Annotated in this window: 20 protein-coding genes and 1 riboswitch; of the genes, 4 read left to right on the top strand and 16 right to left on the bottom strand. The window is 37.0% G+C overall.

All coding sequences use genetic code 11. From position 1 onward, the window contains the following. The coding region (locus ADH99_RS10490; protein ID WP_049555917.1) for a hypothetical protein at window positions 1-344 on the top strand (344 nt) is incomplete at its 5' end. Between the two features lie 43 nt (window positions 345-387). On the opposite strand, the gene ADH99_RS01595 is transcribed toward ADH99_RS10490, so the two are convergent. The 3 genes from ADH99_RS01595 to mgtA all read right to left on the bottom strand — a co-directional run bounded on the left by ADH99_RS01595 (window position 388) and on the right by mgtA (window position 4164). Next, complete coding sequence (locus ADH99_RS01595; RefSeq protein WP_049554723.1) at window positions 388-948, bottom strand: GNAT family N-acetyltransferase; 561 nt, start codon at window positions 946-948, stop codon at window positions 388-390. Next, on the bottom strand, window positions 941-1369 hold the full coding sequence (locus ADH99_RS01590) for an OsmC family protein (protein ID WP_053091344.1): 429 nt from the start codon (window positions 1367-1369) through the stop codon (window positions 941-943). The genes ADH99_RS01595 and ADH99_RS01590 overlap by 8 nt, the downstream gene beginning before the upstream one ends. 92 nt (window positions 1370-1461) lie before the next feature. After that, entirely contained in the window at window positions 1462-4164 is a 2703-nt protein-coding gene (mgtA, locus tag ADH99_RS01585) for a magnesium-translocating P-type ATPase (RefSeq protein WP_082160233.1), read from the bottom strand. Between the two features lie 143 nt (window positions 4165-4307). Continuing rightward, window positions 4308-4463, bottom strand: a riboswitch (M-box (ykoK) riboswitch). A gap of 106 nt (window positions 4464-4569) precedes the next feature. Here mgtA and ADH99_RS01580 point away from each other — a divergent pair. Beyond that, window positions 4570-5226 carry a DUF6287 domain-containing protein gene (locus tag ADH99_RS01580; RefSeq protein ID WP_005605067.1) on the top strand — a complete coding sequence of 219 codons (657 nt, stop codon included), beginning with the start codon at window positions 4570-4572 and terminating at the stop codon, window positions 5224-5226. 88 nt (window positions 5227-5314) lie between these two features. Here the strand turns inward: ADH99_RS01580 and ADH99_RS01575 are convergent, their stop codons facing one another. From ADH99_RS01575 to ADH99_RS01555, 5 genes are all read right to left on the bottom strand, one after another. Further along, window positions 5315-7528: a TIM-barrel domain-containing protein gene (locus ADH99_RS01575; protein WP_039848728.1), complete on the bottom strand. Its 2214-nt coding sequence runs from the start codon at window positions 7526-7528 to the stop codon at window positions 5315-5317. Then, the gene (locus ADH99_RS01570; protein ID WP_263090887.1) at window positions 7515-8177 is read right to left on the bottom strand and encodes a DUF624 domain-containing protein; all 663 of its coding nucleotides are present in this window, start codon (window positions 8175-8177) and stop codon (window positions 7515-7517) included. Before ADH99_RS01570 ends, ADH99_RS01575 begins: the two co-directional genes overlap by 14 nt. A 105-nt stretch (window positions 8178-8282) precedes the next feature. Next, on the bottom strand, window positions 8283-9845 hold the full coding sequence (locus tag ADH99_RS01565) for an extracellular solute-binding protein (protein WP_049554725.1): 1563 nt from the start codon (window positions 9843-9845) through the stop codon (window positions 8283-8285). Between the two features lie 10 nt (window positions 9846-9855). Continuing rightward, on the bottom strand, window positions 9856-10752 hold the full coding sequence (locus ADH99_RS01560; RefSeq protein ID WP_005605059.1) for a carbohydrate ABC transporter permease: 897 nt from the start codon (window positions 10750-10752) through the stop codon (window positions 9856-9858). A gap of 18 nt (window positions 10753-10770) precedes the next feature. Then, a complete protein-coding gene (locus ADH99_RS01555; protein ID WP_005605058.1) occupies window positions 10771-11688 on the bottom strand; it encodes an ABC transporter permease in 918 nt (305 codons plus the stop codon). Between the two features lie 197 nt (window positions 11689-11885). Here ADH99_RS01555 and ADH99_RS01550 point away from each other — a divergent pair, with 197 nt between their 5' ends. Continuing rightward, window positions 11886-13556: a sensor histidine kinase gene (locus ADH99_RS01550; protein ID WP_005605057.1), complete on the top strand. Its 1671-nt coding sequence runs from the start codon at window positions 11886-11888 to the stop codon at window positions 13554-13556. Further along, the gene (locus ADH99_RS01545; protein WP_005605056.1) at window positions 13537-15075 is read left to right on the top strand and encodes a helix-turn-helix domain-containing protein; all 1539 of its coding nucleotides are present in this window, start codon (window positions 13537-13539) and stop codon (window positions 15073-15075) included. Before ADH99_RS01550 ends, ADH99_RS01545 begins: the two co-directional genes overlap by 20 nt. A gap of 43 nt (window positions 15076-15118) precedes the next feature. On the opposite strand, the gene ADH99_RS01540 is transcribed toward ADH99_RS01545, so the two are convergent. The 8 genes from ADH99_RS01540 to ADH99_RS01505 all read right to left on the bottom strand — a co-directional run bounded on the left by ADH99_RS01540 (window position 15119) and on the right by ADH99_RS01505 (window position 22253). After that, on the bottom strand, window positions 15119-15499 hold the full coding sequence (locus tag ADH99_RS01540) for a rhodanese-like domain-containing protein (protein ID WP_005605055.1): 381 nt from the start codon (window positions 15497-15499) through the stop codon (window positions 15119-15121). Between the two features lie 59 nt (window positions 15500-15558). Beyond that, on the bottom strand, window positions 15559-16527 hold the full coding sequence (locus ADH99_RS01535) for an ROK family glucokinase (protein WP_005605054.1): 969 nt from the start codon (window positions 16525-16527) through the stop codon (window positions 15559-15561). A 45-nt stretch (window positions 16528-16572) separates the two neighbouring features. Then, entirely contained in the window at window positions 16573-17271 is a 699-nt protein-coding gene (locus ADH99_RS01530; RefSeq protein ID WP_005605053.1) for a rhomboid family intramembrane serine protease, read from the bottom strand. Further along, window positions 17264-18391 carry a 5-formyltetrahydrofolate cyclo-ligase gene (locus ADH99_RS10095; protein ID WP_050755079.1) on the bottom strand — a complete coding sequence of 376 codons (1128 nt, stop codon included), beginning with the start codon at window positions 18389-18391 and terminating at the stop codon, window positions 17264-17266. The genes ADH99_RS01530 and ADH99_RS10095 overlap by 8 nt, the downstream gene beginning before the upstream one ends. Window positions 18392-18901: 510 nt before the next feature. Continuing rightward, a complete protein-coding gene (locus ADH99_RS01520; RefSeq protein ID WP_049555785.1) occupies window positions 18902-19222 on the bottom strand; it encodes a PTS lactose/cellobiose transporter subunit IIA in 321 nt (106 codons plus the stop codon). 1 nt (window position 19223) lies between these two features. After that, window positions 19224-19526 (bottom strand): PTS sugar transporter subunit IIB, encoded by a 303-nt coding sequence (locus ADH99_RS01515; protein ID WP_049555786.1) that lies wholly within the window; start codon window positions 19524-19526, stop codon window positions 19224-19226. A 4-nt stretch (window positions 19527-19530) separates the two neighbouring features. Beyond that, a complete protein-coding gene (locus tag ADH99_RS01510) occupies window positions 19531-20826 on the bottom strand; it encodes a PTS sugar transporter subunit IIC (protein WP_049555787.1) in 1296 nt (431 codons plus the stop codon). A 17-nt stretch (window positions 20827-20843) separates the two neighbouring features. Then, a complete protein-coding gene (locus tag ADH99_RS01505; protein ID WP_049555788.1) occupies window positions 20844-22253 on the bottom strand; it encodes a glycoside hydrolase family 1 protein in 1410 nt (469 codons plus the stop codon). Window positions 22254-22321: the final 68 nt, after the last annotated feature.

The raw sequence follows: 22321 nt of genomic DNA, 5'->3' as shown, positions 1-22321 counted from the left end.
TTGATTCCCTCGATTTATCTCATCAATGGAATTTGCGCATTGAACAATATTTAAACAAAACTCCTCATTCTCATGTCGAGGGAGTTTTAAGACACTCCAATTGGACTAAAGGAGAAATTGGAGTTGCTTTTGGAAAACTATCTGGGTATTTTTCTATCTTTTGTAGTGGTTTACCAAAAGAACCTTATGACCATCCTTTTTCAGAGTTTTTAGAACATTTTTCTGGAGGTAAACTTCGTTGGTGGAGACCGAAATATCAATTGTACAGTAAGCTAAAAATGAACGACGAATCCTATAAATGCTGCTGGGTATTTTTTAAACAAAAAATCAATCATTTTAGATAAAAAACAATACCACATCAACAGATTTGTTGATGTGGTATTGTTTTTATAAGCCTTCAAACTTTTTTGGACGATCTGCGGGAATTTTCTTAGCAGCATGTTTTTGTAACCAAACGATATGATACCACCGATTAAACTTGCAACCACAATTTTCAAAACGTCCACATTCTTTAAACCCTAAGTATTGGTGATAGAACAAGCTATTATTCGTTAAATACTCATCCTCTACTTCTGGCACTGCTACACAAGCGTATATGTTTTGATAGCCTAATTTCAATAGTTGTTTTTCAAGTTCTGTATATAATAACTTGCCAAAACCTTTTCTTTGATGATCGAGGCTGATATAGATACTAACCTCGGTTGACCAGTCAAATGCTGCCCTTTGAGAAAATCTTCCAGCATATGCATAACCAACAATCTCTTCCCCCTCCTCTAAAACTAAATAAGGAAAAGACTCCAATGTTTTAGCAATACGCTCTTGAAATTCCTCTACACTAGGAAGTACTTCTTCAAACGTTATGGCAGTATTTAAGACATATGGTGCATAAATTTCTTGAATATAACGAGCATCCTCTACTGTTGCAACTCTTATATTTGTATTACCCATTCACTGTTACTAATTCCACAGGAGGAACATTAACTCCTTGTAGTAGTTTTTGAATAGGACATACACGTTCAGCAGCCTCTAGAATTTCTTTAGCTAATTTTTCTTCCCTTGTTGGCATTAAAACTCGAACTGAAGGTAAGAATAAATACCCTTCTCCAACAGGATCTTTTGTTAAATCCACTCTCACTTCGACTCTACATTGATGTTCTAAATTCAAACCTTTTTCAACAATGCCAATGGAAGCATTTAGACAAGTAGCATAAGCCAGTGCAAATAATTGCTCAGGATTGGTTCCTTTTTTTTCGCTTAAAGGAGATGAAATTTCGACTTCCCAATTTTTATCACCATTTCCCTCAATAAATGATTTCCCATTTAACGCATCTACGTTCACAGCTGTTGTAGTATAAATAATTTTTTCCATAAAATCACCCCTAATGTTTTTATGATTGAAGAATAGCACATTTGTAACAAAAAAAGCTATCATAACAACTTGTTACGATAGCTCTTTTGGGTTTATAACCATTCATTGTATTTTTTAATATACGCTTTTTTAACAACCGTTACGAGGAACATGTATCCTGCGATAATGAGAATTAATGCAAGGAAGTATAGTCCGTTTAGCGGTGCAAGTTTTAATGGACCTGCTAGTGGTGTGTAAGGAAGAACCGTTACAACGAATAAAGCGAATAAAGAAGTCACTAGCAATGAGAACGCTGGTTTTGATTGTACAAATGGTAATTTTGGTGAACGTAACATATAAATCACCATCGTTTGAGACCACATAGATTCGATGAACCAACCAGTTTGGAAAACCATCAAGAAGAATGCTGGATTCGTAGATGACGCATAACTGCTTCCAGTAATCATTGGTGCAATTCCAAAGAACATCACTGCAAAGGTAATGATGTCAAAGATAGAACTCGTTGGTCCAAACCAAGCCATGAATCGTGTGATGGAACTTGCTGTCCATGCGCGTGGTTGTTTTAAGAAATCTGCGTCAACATTATCAAACGGTAATGCCACACAGCTTAAATCATAGATCAAGTTCAAAACGATTAAGTGAACTGGAGCCATTGGTAAGAATGGTAAGAAGATACTTGCGAATAATACTGAGAAGATGTTTCCGAAGTTTGAAGAAACAGTCATCTTGATGTATTTTGTCATATTCGCATAGACTTTACGACCTTCAATCAATCCTTTTTCAAGAACGAGTAAGTCCTTATCTAATAAAACGACATCTGCAACTTCTTTAGCAATATCCACGGCACTATCCACAGAAATTCCAACGTCGGCCACTTTTAGGGATGGCGCATCATTGATACCGTCGCCCATGTAACCAATCTTGTGTCCTTTTGCTTTTAGTAAATGAATAATGCGTGCCTTTTGTTCTGGAGATAGTTTTGCAAAAATGGTTGTTTCTTCAGCAACTGCTGCTAATTCTTCATCGCTCATATCTTCAATTTCTGTACCAAGTAAGACTTTATCTACTGGTAGTCCTACTTTTTCACAGACCGTTAGCGTTACTTTTTCATTGTCCCCTGTAAGAATCTTCGTTGTTACCCCATGTTCTTTCAACGCTTGAATCGCTGGAGCTGCAGAAGGTTTTGGTGGGTCAAGGAAGGCTAAGTAACCCATTAGAATCATATTGGATTCATCTTCAACCGTGAAGGCATGGTGAATATCTTGATATTTCTTTTGGCTCACACCAAGGACGCGAAGCCCTTGTTCGTTTAAGCTGCTCACTGCTTCTAGGATGGATTCGCGAATTTCATCCGTAATTGGGTGAACCACATCTCCGTCTTTTACATGAGTAGAGATGCTAAGCATTTCTTCTAGCGCTCCTTTTGTTACGAGCACTGCTTCATCGTCTTCTTTCACGATAACGCTCATACGACGACGTTCGAAGTCAAATGGCAACTCATCAATCTTTTGGTAACGTGTTGCTAAATTTTGTAGATTTTCGTGTTCGTCGGCTTCTTTTTCTGTACGTGTAATGATGGCACGGTCTAATAAGTTTTTAAGTCCTGTTTGGAAGTAGCTGTTTAAATACGCAATTTTCAATACGCCCATATCTAGATTTGCGTGAATATCTAATGGGTATTCAAGAATAATTTCATCTTGTGTGAGCGTACCTGTTTTATCAGTACAGAGAATATCGATAGCGCCTAAATCTTGAATGGCATTTAATTTTTTAATAATCACTTTTTCTTTGGCCATGATCACTGCCCCTTTTGCAAGGCTGGCTGTAATAATCATTGGCAACATTTCTGGAGTTAATCCCACGGCAACACTTAAGGCAAATACCCCTGCTTCTAACCAGTCGCCGTCTGTTAATCCGTTAATCAAGAATACAACTGGTACTAAGACAAGCATTAAGCGAATCAAGAGCCATGAGATTTTATTCATTTCTTTCTCGAAACTTGTTTGTTCTTCGAAAGTATTAAGTGTTTTTTCGATACGACCAATCATCGTATCATTCCCTGTGACTAAAATAACTGCTAAAGCACTACCGCTGACAACGTTTGAGCCCATAAACACAAATCGTTCGCTCTCGAGTGCTTGTTTTTTCTTTTCTTCTTCATCTGGAACCCAGATTGATTTTTTCTCAACAGATTCACTTTCACCAGTCAAGGTGGATTGTTGGATAAAGAAGTCACGTGTTTCTAATAATAATGCATCCGCTGGTAACATGTCCCCAGCGCTTAATTTAATAATATCTCCAACTACTAAATCTTCAATCGGAACTTCCATCTGTTCGCCATCTCGAATAACCGTTGCTGTATTGACGATTAGACTAGATAAGTTACTAGCCGCCTTGTCACTTTTCATTTCTTGAACAAAACGAATCGTTCCTGACACAGCCACGAGCACCACAATAATGATGGAAGTTGTTGGGTCTGCTTCACCTGGTTTTGCTAGAATCACATTCGTGAATAATGAGATTACCGCGATCACTAATAGAATTACCGTAAATGGATTGATAATCGATTCATAAATCTTTTTCCAAATTGGATCTTCTTTAGCCTTTGTAATTTTGTTTTCTCCATATGTTTCACGGAGTGTTTCTATTTGTTCTTCAGTGAGTCCTTTTACAGATGTGCCTAACGCTTCTAGGACCTCTGCCATTGGATTCATCAATGCTAAATCGATTCTTTCTTTTGCTGTTTTCATAGTCTTCACCTCGTTTTTAATATAGGCGAAGCTCCGGGTGATCATCACACTCTTCCCTTCGCTCATTGATTTGTTTCGTTTGACTCTCCGGTCCTGGCATATGATCACCCTCTTTCTAAAAATTTCTGGCAAATGAAAAAGCACCTTGTCACAGCTTAGACGCGACAAGATGCTTACTAAATAAACAATTCTTATATTCTCGTCCAAGCTTTAACATCATGGAGCGATGAAATGACATTAGTCTCTGCCTTCACGACAGAGGCTGCTGACCAGCGAATAGTGTCTCCACTATTTTGCGGTAGTCATCCGTATCTCCATGGTAGTCTCACCTACCGATTTATTATATTCAAAGTAACATTAAAAATAATATTTGTCAAAGAAAGCATTTCAGAAAAGTATATATATTCAAACTTATTAGTAGTATAATGGAATAGAAATGGAGGGATTTCAATGAAGAAACTGATAGAATCATTCTTGATAGCTCTTACTTTAGGGGGCTGTTCACTTTTCCAAAAGAAAGAAGACTCGAACACAACAACTCAAACACAAACTCAATCCACAACTACTAGAACGTCCAGTACATCAACTACAAAACAAACCAAAACTAGTACTACAGCGGAACCTACTACTGTGGTTTCAACAACAATAGAACAAAAAGAAGCAACCGTACCAGTTCCAGAAACTGTATCTACTGAAAAAGTTGTTATCCCAGCGGAGCAACCAAAACCATCCTCAATGGATCTTCAAGCAATAAAACAAGGAGACTTCCGAAGCGTAGAGGGAACTTGGAGAAACTCAGCTGGTTGGGAAATTCACATCGACAAAGAAGGAAAAATTTCAAGTAGCCATGGTGATTTGAAAGTTGGAATTACTAAACAACAATACCAAGAAGGGCTTCTCAACTGGATTATGGTTCCGGAAAACAATGAGAATACTTTTGTTGGAGGTGCGGTATTCTCCTTCATTCCCCAAAATGTAGAATTGACTTATGGCTTACTTCCTGGTGAAAAAGATCAATCGGACATTTCAAAAGATCGTATTTTCGGGACACAAACAGTTACTGATGGCAAAACCGTTAAAAACATGATGTATTACAAAGTGGATTAATCTATATAGCACTGTATTCAACGAATGAATGCAGTGTTTTTTTAACACAGAGAAACGGATACCTCCTATTGGAAGTACCCGTTTTTTGTTATGGTTCACTTATAAATAAGATTTCTAGCAATCGTCCTCTTAATTCGTCATCTTCATGATGTAAGATATTAATGATTTCATTCGCATCTTTAGCATTGACTAATCGACGATATAAGTGTTCTTTCGTTTCGTATGGAAGGTGCGCATTCTTGAGTACTTGGAAGATCGCCTCGTTTCGATTTACCGTTTGTTTTTCGCCCACTGTAAACTCAACAGTCGCATTTTTATTTTCCAATTCAACGACAACATCTTGGCTTCCTTGAACATGAACACGGTGAATTCTGTTTACTGGAAGGATGCCTGTTTCCCCTTCAACAGTTAATTGGATAGTACCTAAATTCCAATCAACAGATAATGTCGTTACACAACGAGCGCCATCTAAGTCTTCCACCATATCAAATGAATGATGGGTTCCTGGGAAGACATACCAGTCGATAACTTCAGGTAAATCTACCCCCATATTCACACCAGAACCATCTAATGGAACAATCGCCCCTTCCTTGGCAAATACAGGAATTGATTCGATATCTCGATAAATATCAAGCACTACTTCTCCTGCATACTCTCTTCCCGTGAAGAAGTCGTACCATTTTCCTTCAGGGAACCATACTTGAACTTTTGCGGATTGGTAATCTTTGTTCATTGGTTCTGTGATTGGAGCAACCATTAACTCGCTACCGAAGAAGTATTGATTTGGCACACGGTAACTTTCTTCATTTTCAGGATAGAAATAGTACATCGGACTCACAAGTGGTGCGCCCTCTTCATGCGTTGCCACATTCATCGTGTAGAGATATGGAAGTAATTGGTGTCTTAGACGTAAATAATGCTTCATGATTTCTGCTGTATTCTTCGTAAAGAACCATGGTTCCTTACTATTAAATGGACTATTAGTACTATGAAGTCGTGTAATCGGACTAAAGACGCCATATTGTAACCAGCGAATTTGTAATTCTTCATCATAATAACCGCCCATATGTCCGCCAATATCATGACTCCACCAGCTATAACCAATATTAGACGCTGTTGATGTAAAATAAGGTTGGAATTTAAGAGACTCCCAAGTTATAAAAGCGTCTCCAGAAAATCCAACTGGATAACGATGGCTTCCTGGTCCAGCATAACGAGACAAGATTAATCCGCCATCTTTTCTCTTACAATTATCGACATAATGATAATGATTCAATAACCACAATGGATCTTGTACCCCTTGCGTTCCTTGTTGCCAGTCAATCCACCAGAAATCAACCCCTTGTTCTTCTAATGGATAATGAACATCTTTAAAGTAAGATTCTCTAAAACGTGGATCTGCAATATCAAAAATAGCAGCTTCTTCACTGGCTGCATCTAATCCTAGACGTTTTGCAACAGCTGGATACGCATCTTCATACGCTCGAATACCATCAGCTGGATGGACATTTAGAGAAAGTTTTAATTTCTTATCATGCAGTTTCTTTAATAATTTTTCCGGCTCTGGAATGAGTTCTCGGTTCCAAGAATATCCTGTCCACCCACTACCGAAGCGTTCTGGAATCTTCGTGATATGCCAGTCCATATCTAACACGCCCACCGCAAGCGGAACTTGTTCATCTTCAAAACGTTCAACGAGACTTAAATACTCGTCGGCAGTATACGCCCAATAACGACTCCACCAGTTTCCTAAGGCATAGCGTGGCAATAATGGAGTTGCACCTGTTAAATGATAAAAGTCTCTAATTGCTCCTCTATAGTCGTGACCATAAGCAAAGACGTAAAGGTCCACTTCGCTTTCTTTTTTGATAAAACCTTCTTTTTCGTCACTGATAAATCCATTCGAATCATCTAAAATGGCATAACCACTCTTACTAATAATACCATCTTCTAATTCTATAGCTCCGTTCGCTTGGTCAAGGGTTCTCGTTGTTCCTTTTAATGTTTCAATTGGTTCACCAAAGTACCATCGGCTTCCGAAAATAAAGAACTGACCCTTTAATGCAATAAATAGATTTTGATTATTGAATTCGCCTTTGTTATAGCGCAAACGGAAGAAGTTCGTATTAATATCTAATAACTCTGGTGTTTCTGTTGCTTCAACCTCTACCTCTCCAAAGTCTCTGTTTTGGATTAATTGCGTATGTCTATCTTCGAACTGCCCATTATTTGAATATTCTAACCGAATGAGTTTATCTGTTAGAACGCTGATACGATAAAAATCTCCTTTAAAAATTTTCATCTTGTTTACCTCCATTGCTTAATTTATATGCCTTTTTAAACATTTTACTCGTTACTTTTACATTTAATAATGCCCAGATTGCAAATCCCCCAAAAGTGAAAACGTAAATTGCCGTCAATAATCTCTCCGGTGTATTCACACTCATGTACACTACAGCGCAGTTAAATAGAATCAATAGAATTGCTCGTAACGGATCTAAAATACAAACGAAAATGCTATTGATAACACTGGCTTTTAAACTATTTTCAAATAATCCGATATAGGGTAAGAGAATGGCAACGCCTAATATCACAAGCATTCCAACTGGCGCTAGAAGCAATAATCCATATCCATTCAAGAAGTTTGTATTCGAAAAAATACTGTAGTTCAAAAATAGTAGAACTCCAAGTAGCACGAGAGCTGCCCAAATGACAGTAGCTTGCTTAAAGTTGGATTTAAAAATGCGAAAATAATGATAAATAATATCGCCATCATCGCCCTTTAAAATCCGATGTAACATCGTATTTAGAGATGTCACAGATGCTCCCATCGTCACCAAAGGAATACTTGTGATAATAAATAATGTGTTCAATAGAATCAAATTGGTAATGAGCGTTAGCCCTCTAACGAGTGGCCCATCTATTCGAAATAGTTTTTGCAATGAAATCACCGTACCTATATGAGAAAAAGGAAGCGAGAAAGATTTTTCTTCAATCTCGCTCCCTCTACTCATTGTATTTTAAACGTTTCAGTTGGGGTATTAGTTAAATTGTGATTATTTAACTTCTTTTTGATAACGGTCATATGCGTCTTGTTGAATCTTGATGAATTCATCCAATCCCATATTTTTAAGATTTGCTAAGTAAGAATCCCATTCTGTTTCAATTCCGCCATCAACTACCCATTTAGAAGCTTGTTGTTTAACGTAAGAATTAATACTTACGTATAGAGAAGCTAATTGGTTAAGTTCTTCTTGAGAATAAGTTACATTAGGGTATGCTGGTAAAGCATATTGTTTTAATTCTTGGTCCATCTTCAATTTCAAACCGTCACCTTGAGTTTGGTCGATTTCAACACGATTGTTGATATCATCACTCACATACTTAGGTCCAAAGTCACGAAGAGAATTAATCCAAGCAAATTCATCGGCAGATTTACCGTCTTTTGGAGGTAATACTTTATATTTGTCGCCATCTTTTTCAGTACCAATTCCAAATGAACCATAGAAGTTTTGGATACTTGCATCATCAGTATAGAATTTATCGAACCATTGTAATAATTTAGCAGGGTCCTTAGCTTTTGTTGTCACTAACAATTCATTACGTCCATAGTTGTAGTGATCTGGGTCTGAAGAAACATACCCTTTTCCATCAGGACCTTTTATCGCTGGTAAAGGAACATATTCGCTTGCATGTAAGCCAAATGTAGCATCAGCAGTCCAACCACTTGAAACACCTACTCTAGATACTGATTTATCCATACGTTTTGCAACACTCATAGATGAATCTTCAGTGAAGATTTCAGGGTCAATTAACCCTTTCTTGTATGCTTCATGCATTGCTGCAATCCCTTGTTTATAACTTTCTTCTGTACGAAGATATACAGGTTTTCCATCTTTAACAGACATTTCATAAGTATTATCTGCACCTAAGCGGTTATTAAATGGCATGATATAAGAAAATGTTGGGTCAAAGTTACCTGAACCAAATGGGATTTCGTCCGTTGGATCTCCATTACCGTTTGCGTCTTTATCTTTGAATTCTTGAAGAACTTTTACTAATTCATCATAAGTTTCAGGTACTTTTAACCCTAAATTATCAAGCCATTTTTTATTAATAAATAGTTGGTTTGCTACTGTCGGACGCATTGGTAACTTCTTAGGAAGACTATAAATATGTCCATCAGGAGATGTAATCATCGCTTTTAATCTTGGTTCTTTTTCCATTGCCTTCGTTAAATTAGGCATATTTTCTTTAATTAAATCTTCTAGAGGAATGAATAAAGATTGGTTTTGAGCAATTTCAGCATCCGTAAATGCGTTTGAACCTAAGAATGCATCAGGTAGGTCACCACTTGCAATTAAAACAGATTTTTTATCTGTCCAATCTGCTGCAATAAGAGTATCCCAGTTAATTTGAATACCAGCTTCTTTTGCAGAATCATCAATAAATCCTTTATGGTAATCTTCACCCCAGTCAGACCATCTAACTGTTGTAATTTTATAAGTATTCTGATCTGATTTTTCGTCATTCGACTTGGTTGTTGAATTTGAGCAAGCTGCTAGTCCAATAAGTGTAGCTGCTGCTAAAAACATATACTTCATTTTATTGATTTTCATAATATCTCTCCTATTCTTTTAGAGCACCAATCATAACACCTTGATTGAAATATTTTTGGACAAATGGATAAAGCAACATAATTGGAGCCGTTGAAATTACAATCGCTGCATATTTCATCATATCGGCTTTAATACGAAGCTCGGATGCAAGTTCCCCTGTTGCCTGAGATTGCATCATTTGATTACTAATTAATAATCGTCTTAAAATTAATTGCAATGGTTGCAATTCTTCTTTCGTTAAATAAATCAAAGCGTTGAACCAAGAGTTCCAAATACCAACTGCTGTCCATAAACCAATTACTGCAATAATAGCTTTTGATAAAGGAACCACGATTTTGAAGAAATAACGAATCGTTCCGCATCCATCAATTTGAGCGGCTTCCCACATTCCTTCTGGGATACTGTTATTGAAGAATGTTCTTGCAACGATGATGTTATAAGAAGATACTGCAAATGGAATCACCATTACCCAGAATGAATCGACAAGTCCTACACTCTTCACTGTTAAGTAGATTGGAATCAATCCACCTGAAACAAACATTGGAACAATGTAGAGAACGCTGATCCATTTTTTACCGAGTAGGTCACGTCTAGATAATGCGTATCCAGCAGGGATATTGATTAGTAGAGCAAATAAAGTCCCAACTACTGTATATAAAATCGTATTGAGATAACTTCTTAAGAACAGTGGTTGTTCAATTAACCGAAGGTATCCATCTAATTTCCATTCATGGGGAATGAACCATACTTTACCATTGGCTACATCAGCAGGATTACTAAAAGAAGCAATCACAACGAACCACAATGGGTATACGATTAATAATATTAACAAGATTGCAAAACCGTAAATCAATACGTCAAAAAACAAATCTGATTTTGATTTTCTTGAAACCTTAAACCATTTCACGGTAAGACCACCCTCCTTTTAAAATAGTCCTGTTTTGGTATATCGTTTAGAAAACCAATTGACAGATAAAAGAATGATTAAGTTGACTACAGTATTGAATAATCCGATTGCTGTAGAGTAACTGTATTGGAAGTTAATCATCCCAACTTTATATACGTAAGTCGAAATCACCTCACTTCCAGCTAAGTTCAATGGATTTTGTAATAGTAATACTTTTTCAAAACCGATACTCAATAAGCTACCGGCTCTTAAAATCAATAGAATCATTGCTGTTGGTAAAAGTAATGGCAAGTCAATGTTGAGAATCTTTTGTATACGACTAGCCCCGTCCATCGTAGCTGCTTCGTAATACGTTGGGTCGATGGCAGATAAAGCTGCTAAGTAAATAATGCTGTCCCACCCAATGTGTTGCCAAACATCACTCCATACATAAACGCCAGCAAAACTATCTGGTTTTGCTAATAAGTTCGGCATCGTCCATCCAAGTGATTTAAAGATATTAGCAAGTAACCCACTATTTGGTGATAAGAATAAAATGATCATCCCACACATAACCATTGTTGAAATAAAGTGCGGTAGATAGGTGGTTACTTGAAAGACCTTTTTGAATTTTCCTGTTCTTATTTGATTACATAAGAGCGCTAGTAAGATTGGTAATGGAAACCCCACGAGAATGCTATAAATTGAAATCTTTAATGTGTTCATCATCGTTGTTCCGAATTGAACTGATTTAAAGAATTGGGTGAAATATTTAAATCCTGCCCACGGGCTATTTAAAATTCCGTTAGCTGGTGAGTAATCTTTAAAAGCAATTACAAGCCCTAACATTGGGATATATGCAAACATTATAAGTAAAATAATTGAAGGAAATAGAAGCACATATAAAGGAATGTTGCTTTTTATTCTTCTTTTTTGTAATGTGGTTAAATCTTTCATAATTTCCCTCCTGTTTAAATATCTGTCATTATTTTATAAAATAAAACGCTTTCTTTATATCATTATTTCGATAAGAAGTATTCACTATTCAGACAATATTTCAAATATTTATATCACTTTTCCGACATCTTCTTAATTCATATCGTTTTTTGACAACTTTTGTGATAGTGTTATACTTGAGAAGTGAGGTAATAGTTATGAAACTACATAGTATTCTATCTAAAAGACATTCTTTTAAATTTTTCTTTCAAGTATTATTAGTCCTTCTTATCCTCATTACAGTGATTAGTCTCTTTGTCAGCAATGCCACAAGAGATTTTATTAAGAATCAAAATATTCAACAGTTGACGAGTTCTATTGAGATTTACGCCAATGGACTTAATGATGAAATGCGTTCCGTCGAACGCTTTTTGTATTCAACCATCACACACGATGAGGGATTAGAAGAGCTGAATGAGCCACAAAGTTACATGGATTATGAGCAAACCGTTAGAAAAGTACAGACAACTTTTAATGATTATGAATACCAACACGAAACGCATATGTCGTTTTTAGTAGCTACAGAAGGTACGCATCATTTTCTGAGTGCATCCACTCTCTATATTCCCTATCAAGATTACTTATATTTAAAAAACAATATCAATTCGTTTAGAAATAATACTGACGACCGTAAATGGCAACCCATTATTATTAATGATACGGAATACTTAATTAAAGTCGTTCATTATAAAGAGAAAACAATTATGGCAATTATCTCAGCAGATGACATTCTAACGCCACTTAGAAAACTAAATATCGGAAAAAAAGGACAAATATCATTAAAAGAGCCAAAGAATTTATCGCCTTCAACTCACTTGATTGAGGCTGATAGCGAACGGACTCAACTACCTTTTGATATTTATGTAGCAGTTGACTACACAGATGTATTTAAGAGCATCGTTCTTTTTGAAGTCTTGATCGCCATTGTTCCAATTCTCATTGCGATAGCTTCTCTTGTGTTGATTATATTCATTCGAAACAGAATGTTGAACCCGATTACACGTTTAACAGATCGTCTTTTACGCATCGATGAATCAACATCGATATATGACATTACTTCTTCTGAAGGGATTTTGGAAATCGATACTGCAAATGATAAATTGAGCCAAGTACTATTCGATATGCAAGAGTTAAAAATCCGTGAGTACCATGCTCAGTTGGAATTAAAAAAGGTCGAACTTAACTACTTAAAGAGTCAAATTCGCCCTCACTTTTATTTAAATATGCTCTCTATGATTCACAGTATGCTTCAAACGAAGAACTATAAAGAAATCGAAGAGTTAACTATTTTAACATCTGACTACTTACGATACCTCTTTATGGTGGATCAAGACTTCTCACCGCTCAAGAAAGAAATCCAACATATTAAAGACTACTTGGAGATTCAGCGCATTCGTTATGGGAATCATATCGATTTTGCGTTAACATTCGACGAAAGACTACACAATGCATTGGTCCCTTCTCTCTTACTTCAGACATTTGTTGAGAATACGATTAAGCACGGTTTCTCTTTCCAAGATGGAATCGTCATTAACCTTTCTCTTCAAAAACGAATAGTTGATGAGAAGCCTTATATTGAGATTTGTGTTAAAGACAATGGCCCAGGATTCTCGAGGGAAATTCTAAGCAAACTTAAAAATATGGAATCATTAATATCTGAAGACGGACACCATATTGGGATTACAAACGCGATTGAACGACTCAATCTTTTATATTCGAATGATTATACAATTACGTTTGAAAATAACGACACAAGCGGTGCCAGAATTGATGTTCTAGTTCCTTATAAAGAGTTGAAAGGAGATTCTAATGAATATACTACTCGTTGATGATGACCGTTTTATCATCGAAGCGTTACGTGAAAAAATCCGTTGGGATCGATTAAAAATCAATAACGTCTATGTGGCTAACAGTCTCTCTCAGGCTCAAGCAATCATTAAAGAAAATCCTATTCACCTAATGATTAGCGATATTGAGATGCCTCAAGGAAGTGGTCTTGAACTGCTCTCTTGGGTGAGAAATGAAAATTACGATATCAAAACTATTTTTTTAACGAACTATGCAGATTTCAACTACGCACAAAAAGCAATTGAATTGCAAAGTTTTGAATACTACTTAAAACCGATTAACTTCGAAAAATTAGAGTTTATTATTCAAAAAGCACTTGATAAGATTACAGAGCAGCGTCCACAAGCCTCACACGAAACTGCGTTCCAAACTGAAAACAATTTCTGGTTTGAATATTTAAGAAAACCACGCATTCACCGTCTGGAAGAACTGCAATCTGAACTTCTAAAGCGGAATTTAAATTTAAAGGAACATCAGTATTTTCTAACAGGCGTGATTACATTAAATATTAGTGAGGCAGATTACGCTCCGGAAATCCCATCATGGACCTCTCAATTAAGAAAGGTATTACAAGCCTTTTCTAATGAGAGGTATCAACTAGCAAGCATGTTTAAGATGGAAGGTCTTGTCGACCATTACGTTTGCTTCTTTAGAGTGGATAGTTCTATCAATAGTGAGGAATTTGCAAGAAAAATCCAACAAGAAATTCTGAATAAATTACATCGCAATTCAATTTTAACGTTCAAAAGTTGCTTCCAATGTAAAACTATTTTACAAGAGGTTAAAGAACTCTACTCAGCAACAGGGCAACAAGTTCCTTATTGGAATACTATTATCCCAGTTTCTTCTGACGTTGACGTTTTACAGAAAAAAGAAGTTGCAATCAACTCCATCACCTTCTCGGATTCATTAGACGAATCCGAATTAACAAAGAGTCTCTTACACTATATTTCAAACGGAATGATACCAAAAGTCATCTTACAAAAGTTACATCTGGACTGGACGCAACAAATCGGGATTTACTTAGACCAAAACGGGATTTCAGCACATAAGCTATTTCAAAATGCTCAGCATGATTTTCTATTCCAAAGAAAATTTCATTCGATTGAATCTTTTGGGGAATACTTCACTTACTATTGGTCTCATGCGAGAAATTTCGTAACAGATGCAGAGAATCAAAAAAATAGCATCCAACGTATCATCGAATATATCGACCATCACTACAAAGAAGACTTAAGCCGAAGCACTTTGGCTGATATGGTTTATCTTAGCGCGGATCACCTAGCTCGAATCTTTAAGAAAGAAACAGGTGAAACTTTGGTCAAATATATTACGGATAAACGCATCAATGCTTCTAAAGAATTACTATCAGAAACGAAAACGCCTATTGCACAAGTAGCCTCTGAAGTCGGATATGATAATTACTCTTATTTCACGAAAATCTTTAAAGAGAAAATTGGTGTTTCTCCTGGGGACTACAGAAAACAGCATACAGATTAAATAATAAAAAAGAGCTAGTTCAAATGAACTAGCTCTTTTCATATTAGTTTTCTCTTTTTTTCACTTTTCCATTCCATGCTTCAAAACCATGTTTTAAAATAAAGATATTTGTATATCCATTTTTCTTTAGACGATAGGCACAACGACCTGCAATAGAAACGCCCTCTTCATACAAATAGATTGGTTGGTCTTTACGCAATTCCATGAAACGTTCTTTAAATTGAGAATATGGAATGTTACGCGCTCCTAAAATATGAGCAGCTTTAAATTCATCTTTTTCACGGACATCAATCAATTGCCCGTGGCGTAAATCTTTACCAAACTCTTCTGCACTCACTACTTTAGCAGATGATTGACGCATCCAGATTAATACAAATAAATAAATTCCATAGGCCATAAATAAAGCCCAAACGATATACCACATGAGACTTAACTCCTTTAATAAATATTTAATCAGACAAGAGATATTGTATCATGTTTCTTTTAATCTTTCAAAAGCACTAAAGAAGCTGCTCCAATGACTCCTGCATCGTTCCCAAGTTCAGCTAAACGTAAATGTGTTGTTTCGCGTACTTGTGGGAAAACTAATTGTTCGTATTCTTTTCGAACGCCTTCTAGCAAGAACTCTCCTGCTGCGCTCACTCCACCACCAATGACGATGAATGATGGATTTAACATATTGGCAACATGTGAACATGCAATTCCTAAATATTTAGAAAAATGACGAATCACGATTAAGGCTAAAGGATCATTTTGTTTAGCCAAATCAAATACGTCTTTAGCACTGACATCTTGCCCATCATCGATTCTTGCTTTTAATTCTGAATCGCCTGCATATTCGTCGGCATAACGACGCGCTAAGTTCACAATTCCTGTTGCACTTGCCACGGTTTCAAGACAGCCTTTTTTACCGCAAGTACATGCAAAAGGTCGGTCACTAAAATCTACCGTAATATGTCCAAGTTCTCCACCAGCACCAGCAACACCATGAATCAAGCGATTTTCAGCGATAATCCCACCACCAACACCTGTTCCAAGTGTAAAGAAGGTTACATCTGGCTGGTCTCCACCAGCACCCATCCATTTTTCACCTAATGCTGCTACGTTGGCATCATTATCAATGAAGAACGGAAGGCTGAGTGCTCCTTCGATTTTTTCTTTCAATGGTTGTAATGTTTTCCAGTTTAAGTTGTAGGCACCGATCACTGTACCATTTTCTCTATCCACAACACCTGGAGAACCCATCCCGATTCCAGCAAAGTTTTCATTTGTTAGTCCTAATAATTCTAAACGATGACGAATCGACTCAATGATGTCCTCTACAATATGACTTCCTTCGTCTAAAATATTTGTAGGGATCGACCATTTTTGTTGAACTTCACCTTCAAGTGAAATAATCGCAAATTTGATGGACGTTCCGCCCAAATCAATACCAATAATTTTCTTTTCCATTGTATTCACTCCATGAAACTTGTATATGCTTTCATTATAACAGCATTATCTTTTCATTCCTAGCCAAAATAGTAAAAATGCGATGACAAAATACGCTACAATTCCAGCAATGCGTGAAGCAGGTTTTGTCAGGCGGTCGCCTCTAAAGCTAATCGCCAACATCACTAAATATCCACCAACGAGTCCTCCTAAGTGCCCATAGTTATCGACGGCTGAATTAATAAATCCAAGGACAATATTGATAACGATAAGTCCTGCGTATTGCATTCCCATTTGCCTAAAAGAACGAATGTAGCCGTGTTTTCGTGATAAATAAACTACAGCTCCCATAAGTCCAAAGAGTGCCGTACTTGCCCCCGCAGATATACTTGATGAAAAAGCAAAACTAGCCAGGTTTCCCATGATTCCTGATAACAGATATACCACAAGGAATCTCCAGTGACCAATTTCATATTCCATCTGACGGCCAATCATATATAAGAAAACACTGTTAAATAAAATATGTTCCAATCCAATATGTAAGAAAATTGGGGTGAGAAACCGATAATATTCATGTTGATAAATGATATACGGATTGAATTTCGCCCCGAAATTAACAAGAACTTGTCCATTCGTGCTACCACCTGCAAGCGTCATTACGATAAATAATGCTGCTTGAATCGCTAAAAATAAATAAGTAAAGCTGAAGCTCTCGTTGAAATTGCGCTTCATGCGTTCTAATTTCCATGGATTGATTTTAAACATCTCGAACCACTCCTTCACTTGTAATAATCGTTGGAATATGAATGTCCGTTTCAAATACTGGCCAGTCGACAACAGGAGTCACCTGAGTTGTATATGCTAGCGAGAGAATACGATAATCGTCCACCTTTTGCAAGGTTCTATCGTAATAGCCACCGCCAAATCCAATACGATCTCCTTTAGTGCTATACAGTAATCCAGGAACAATCACTAAATCTAAATCTTTGGCTTCAAATAGCGGATGCGCGCTATCAATCACTGGCTCTAGGGCTCCATACGACGTACGTTTAAAGGTTGTTTGTTCATTCCACTCTACAAACACTAATGTCTTATCGGGCATTGTGACTGGAGCAAAAACTTTTTTACCTGCACTTCTAGCCTCTTGAACGACCAAGTCTAATTGAAATTCAATTCTCATTGGCATCGTTACAGCGATTGTTTTAGCCTCAATCCATTGTGGCATTCCTTTCAGCCACTCTACTACCCGTCTTTCTTCTGCGCGTCGTTTCCCTGGAGTCATTTCTTCGAGTATTCTCTTTTGCTGAGCGCGTTTCAAGTTCTTCACGTCTTTTTGATACGTCTCAAAGAGTTCTGTGAATAACTTCAAGAATTCGAGTTCTACCGCGCGCATGCTTCTTTCTTCCAAAATTGGACTGCTGAGTAATGGCGCTTTTTCCATGATTGGTTCGTCCGTTAAAATCACAGGCAATTCATTAGAGAGCATTTCATGATCAATCGCCCACACTTTTGTCCATTCTTTTTCTTCTAAATGTTGCAAGAAGAATTTCTCTTTAATCACTTCAAATAAGTTATTTTCAATTACTTCATACTCTGGCAACTGATTTTTCACAGGACGAATTAAATCAGCGATATAAGCTTCTGTCGCATCATGCAATAGACACGCAAGGACCGTTCCTGTTTGGTATCCTCTAGCAATAGCTTCTTGTGCGCAGTTAATGCTATGCAATCCTACTGAATAAAAGAAACGAAGATGTCCATTTCCTCGACATATCATACTTAAGGCATGCGCGATATCTTCAATGGCTACGTTGTCTGGTACCATTTCAAGCGGATTAAACACGCGACCTGTATATGTATTCATCAATAATTTTTTGTCTTCCATACGTTCCTCCATGGTTGATGTCAGTTTATTTTATCATTGAATTCACGCGATTTAAAAGGATTTAGGCATTTCTTAATGATTCTATTTATTATGATTGTCTCTTCTCAACATAGAAAAAGATTCCTTCGAAGTCTTACGGATATCTTCATAATAGCTGTAACGTTGCACCGGTGTAAGCCAAAGTCTTACACCTTCGAAGCTTCAAACGGGAGTAAGACCAAAGACAAAACAGGACTCACAGTGTGAGTCCTGTTTGCTTTGTANTCTTACCCCCGCAAGGCTGATTAGAATTAAGCGAATCACAAGTGATGAAGCTTGATTCAATCAGCTACTGCGTCTACCTTTATAAAGTTTTTAACTACGAAGTAAACTCTTTCTCCCTTACATTCGATGCTCTTCACGTTACTGCTATTATAGAATCCGTAAGCTTCTCCGGAATCTTTTCTTTCTAAGAAGGAAAGTCAATAAAAAACACAGATTAGCAGAAATGCTAATCTGTGTTTTTCTAAATCACTTTTGTTCGTGTCTTTCACGATAAAGCTCAATCAACTCTTGAGCTAACAATTGAACTAATTCCGTTGAAGCCATTTGGTCTTCGGCATGCATGAACAATAATGAGAATTCTGTTTTTTCTCCGCCTGCTTCTTTTTGAATCAGCTCTGCGTGAATTTTATGCGCCTCGACGAAGGCTTCTTCTGCTTCCACAAGTTTTACATTTGCGTCTTCAAAAAAACCTTTTTTAGCCAATTGAATCGCTTCTACAAAAGAGGATTTGGCTGCACCACTATTGGCAATCAGCTGGAAACAGATGAGTTCCATTTCTTCTGTCATTTTATTCTCCTATCAATGTAAGTGCTTGGTCTAATACTTTTGGACCGTTCATCATTCCGTAGTCACGCATATCGATGGCTTCTACTGGAATATCCCCTGCGATTTCTTTTACTGCAGGCAACTCATAACGAATTTGTGGTCCAATGAGAATAACATCTGCTTCATGGATATTCTTTTTCGCTTCTGTAATGGATTTTGCTTCGATAGAAACTTCAATTCCACGTTCAGTCGCACTTTGTTGCATTTTTTTAACGAGCATACTTGTCGACATGCCTGCATTACATACTAATAAAATTTGTTTCATAATCTTATCCCTTCATTTCTTGTTCCACAACTTTGTCATGAACTTTGATAAATGGAATGTATAGAAGAACTCCAAGTACAAAGATGACTAATTGAACGAGAACTGCTCTGAAGTCCCCTGCTGTTGCTAACCATGCATTTAAGAAGACTGGTGTTGTCCAAGGAACTTGTACAAATGCTGGGCTCATGAAGCCTGCAACTGTTGCTAAGTAGCTGATTAAAATACCAAGAGCTGGAACTGCGATAAATGGAATCGCTAATGAAATGTTGTAAACGATTGGGTAACCGAATAATACAGGTTCATTGATATTGAAGAGTCCAGGTCCAAATGATAATTTAGCTACGTTTTTAGAAGCAGCATTTCGGCTTACTAAGAATGTTGCAACTAATAAACATAATGTAGATCCACTACCACCCATTAAAGCAAATGTTTGAACTTGAGATAAGTTGATGATGTGTGGAATCGCTTGTCCATTGTTTGCTGCAGTGATGTTTTCTGTAATGTTAATTAATAGTAATGGTTCTAGAATTGCACTGTAAATAACGGCTTGGTGAATCCCAAATAGCCATAACATATTTCCTAGAGAGTAAATAATGATTACCCCAATTAAGCTTGTACCAATATGACGAATTGGTTCTTGGATGAAGACTGTAATAATTGAGATTAAGTTTGTTCCAAATAAGTTGAATAATAATGCTGATACAACCCCAAATAATGAAATAACGGTCATTACTGGAAGTAATACGCTGAATGATTTACCAACTGCTGGTGGAATGTTGTCACCAAGATTAATTTGTAATGCTTTGACACTTGATAATTTGATGAATAGTTCTGTTGCAAGAATCGCTACGATAACCCCTGCAAACATTGCGCCTGTACCTGTGTTGTTAAATGAAAGAACGCCTGAAATATTTACGGCATCCTTTGCACCATCAGGAACTGCAGAAACTGTATTTGGCATCATAACAATTAAAGAAACTAATGATAGCATTGATGCTGCCAATGGGTTTTCAAAATCTCTGTTTTTCGCTAAGAAATAACCGACCATTACGGCGATAATAATTCCTGAAATGCTTAAAGTACCGTTTGCGATTGTAATACCCCAATATTGGAATTTCGTTAATGTATCCCCTTCAAAAATCCACTTAAATACTGTGTTGTTCAAAAGAACAATTAAACCTGCCAAAATATATAATGGCATTACTGTCGCAAATGCATCTCTTAGGGTTTTTAAATGAATTTGGTTCCCCAATCTACCAGCAAACGCGGCAAATTTGTCAATAAATTTCGAGTTTTTCATCTGAATATCTCCTCTCTTTATTCCTCGACTTCTACTTCAAATCCGTTATTGTCACTAACGTTGCGATACCATCTTCCACTACTCTTGATGGTTCTCTTTTGCGTTTCTAAATCTACAGAAATAAATCCATAACGATTCTTGTACGCATTATTCCAAGACCAGCAATCAAAAGCAGTCCATGTATGATATCCAAAACAGTTGCTACCTTCTTCAATCGCTTTATGTAGCCAAGTCAGATGCTCTTCATAAAATTCAATACGATACACATCATCAATGACTCCATTTTCTCCAATGAAGCGACCTTCGTTTTCCACACCCATTCCGTTTTCACTAATGAACCATGGGATATTGCCATATTCTTCCTTCACTATCATCGCGATATCATAAATCGCTTTCGGGAAGATTTCCCATCCACGGTATGGGTTCATGCGACGTTCAGGCCATTCATATTCTTTAAAGTATTGGTCTGGCATCCAAGGTGTTTTATATTCCTCAGGATTCGGTTGTGCCTGAACCCGTTTTGGATGGTAGTAATTCACTCCGAGAAAATCGACTGTATTTTCTTGAATGAGCTGCAATTCCTCTTCAGTATGACTCCATAACACGCCGTCCTCCTCTAGTTTTTTCACCAAGGTTTCAGGGAATGTTCCCTTCCCCGCTGGATTCAAGAAGACTCTGTTAAAGAAATCATCTGTAAATTGACTTGCTGCTATATCTTCTGGAGAATCCGTTCTTGGGTAAGCAGGCGTTAAGTTTAAAATAATCCCAATCTCGCCATCCAATCCTAACGAGTGATAGAGTTGAATCACTTTGGCACTTGCAAGATTTAGATTATAAATCACTTGAACGGCTTCTTTCCCTTTCCCTTTTAGGTTCGGATAATGGAATGCATATAAGTATCCTGCTTCTGGAATGACCATTGGCTCATTGAAAGTTGTCCAGTAATGAATCTTATCGCCAAAACATTCGAACGCAGTCTTGGCAAACTTCACGAATAAGTCCACGACATGTTTACTTTCCCAACCGCCATATTGTTGAAGCAATTCAACTGGCAAATCGAAATGATGTAAATTCAGTACAAGTTCAATATCGTTTTTCTTCGCTTCTTCAATAACAGCGTTGTAAAATTCCACAGCCTTTGGATCAGCTTCACCCGTTTCGAAGTCTTTAATCAAACGGCTCCATTGAATCGATGTCCGGAATGAATTAAATCCAATCTCCTTCATCAAACGAAAATCTTCAGGATACGTATGATAAAAATCACTCGCCATATCTGGACCGACGCCATTAAAGAAAGCTTCTGGATCAGTTCTAAACCAGTAATCCATCACATTTTCATGTGCCTTATCGAATTGTCCTTCTGTCTGCGGTCCACTTGAAGCAGCCCCCCACCAGAACCCTTGAGGGAAACTCAATTGTTTCTTCATAATTAACCTCCTTTCTGTAAGCTTTTTCACGTATAGTATATCACAATTTAAATATTTGTCTAGACAAT

Source organism: Granulicatella sp. 572.rep1_STHE (genome assembly GCF_001073445.1).
Classification (GTDB): domain Bacteria; phylum Bacillota; class Bacilli; order Lactobacillales; family Aerococcaceae; genus Granulicatella; species Granulicatella adiacens.
The sequence above is the reverse complement of the archived record's forward strand: the minus strand, read 5'-3'. Positions and strand labels throughout refer to the sequence as shown.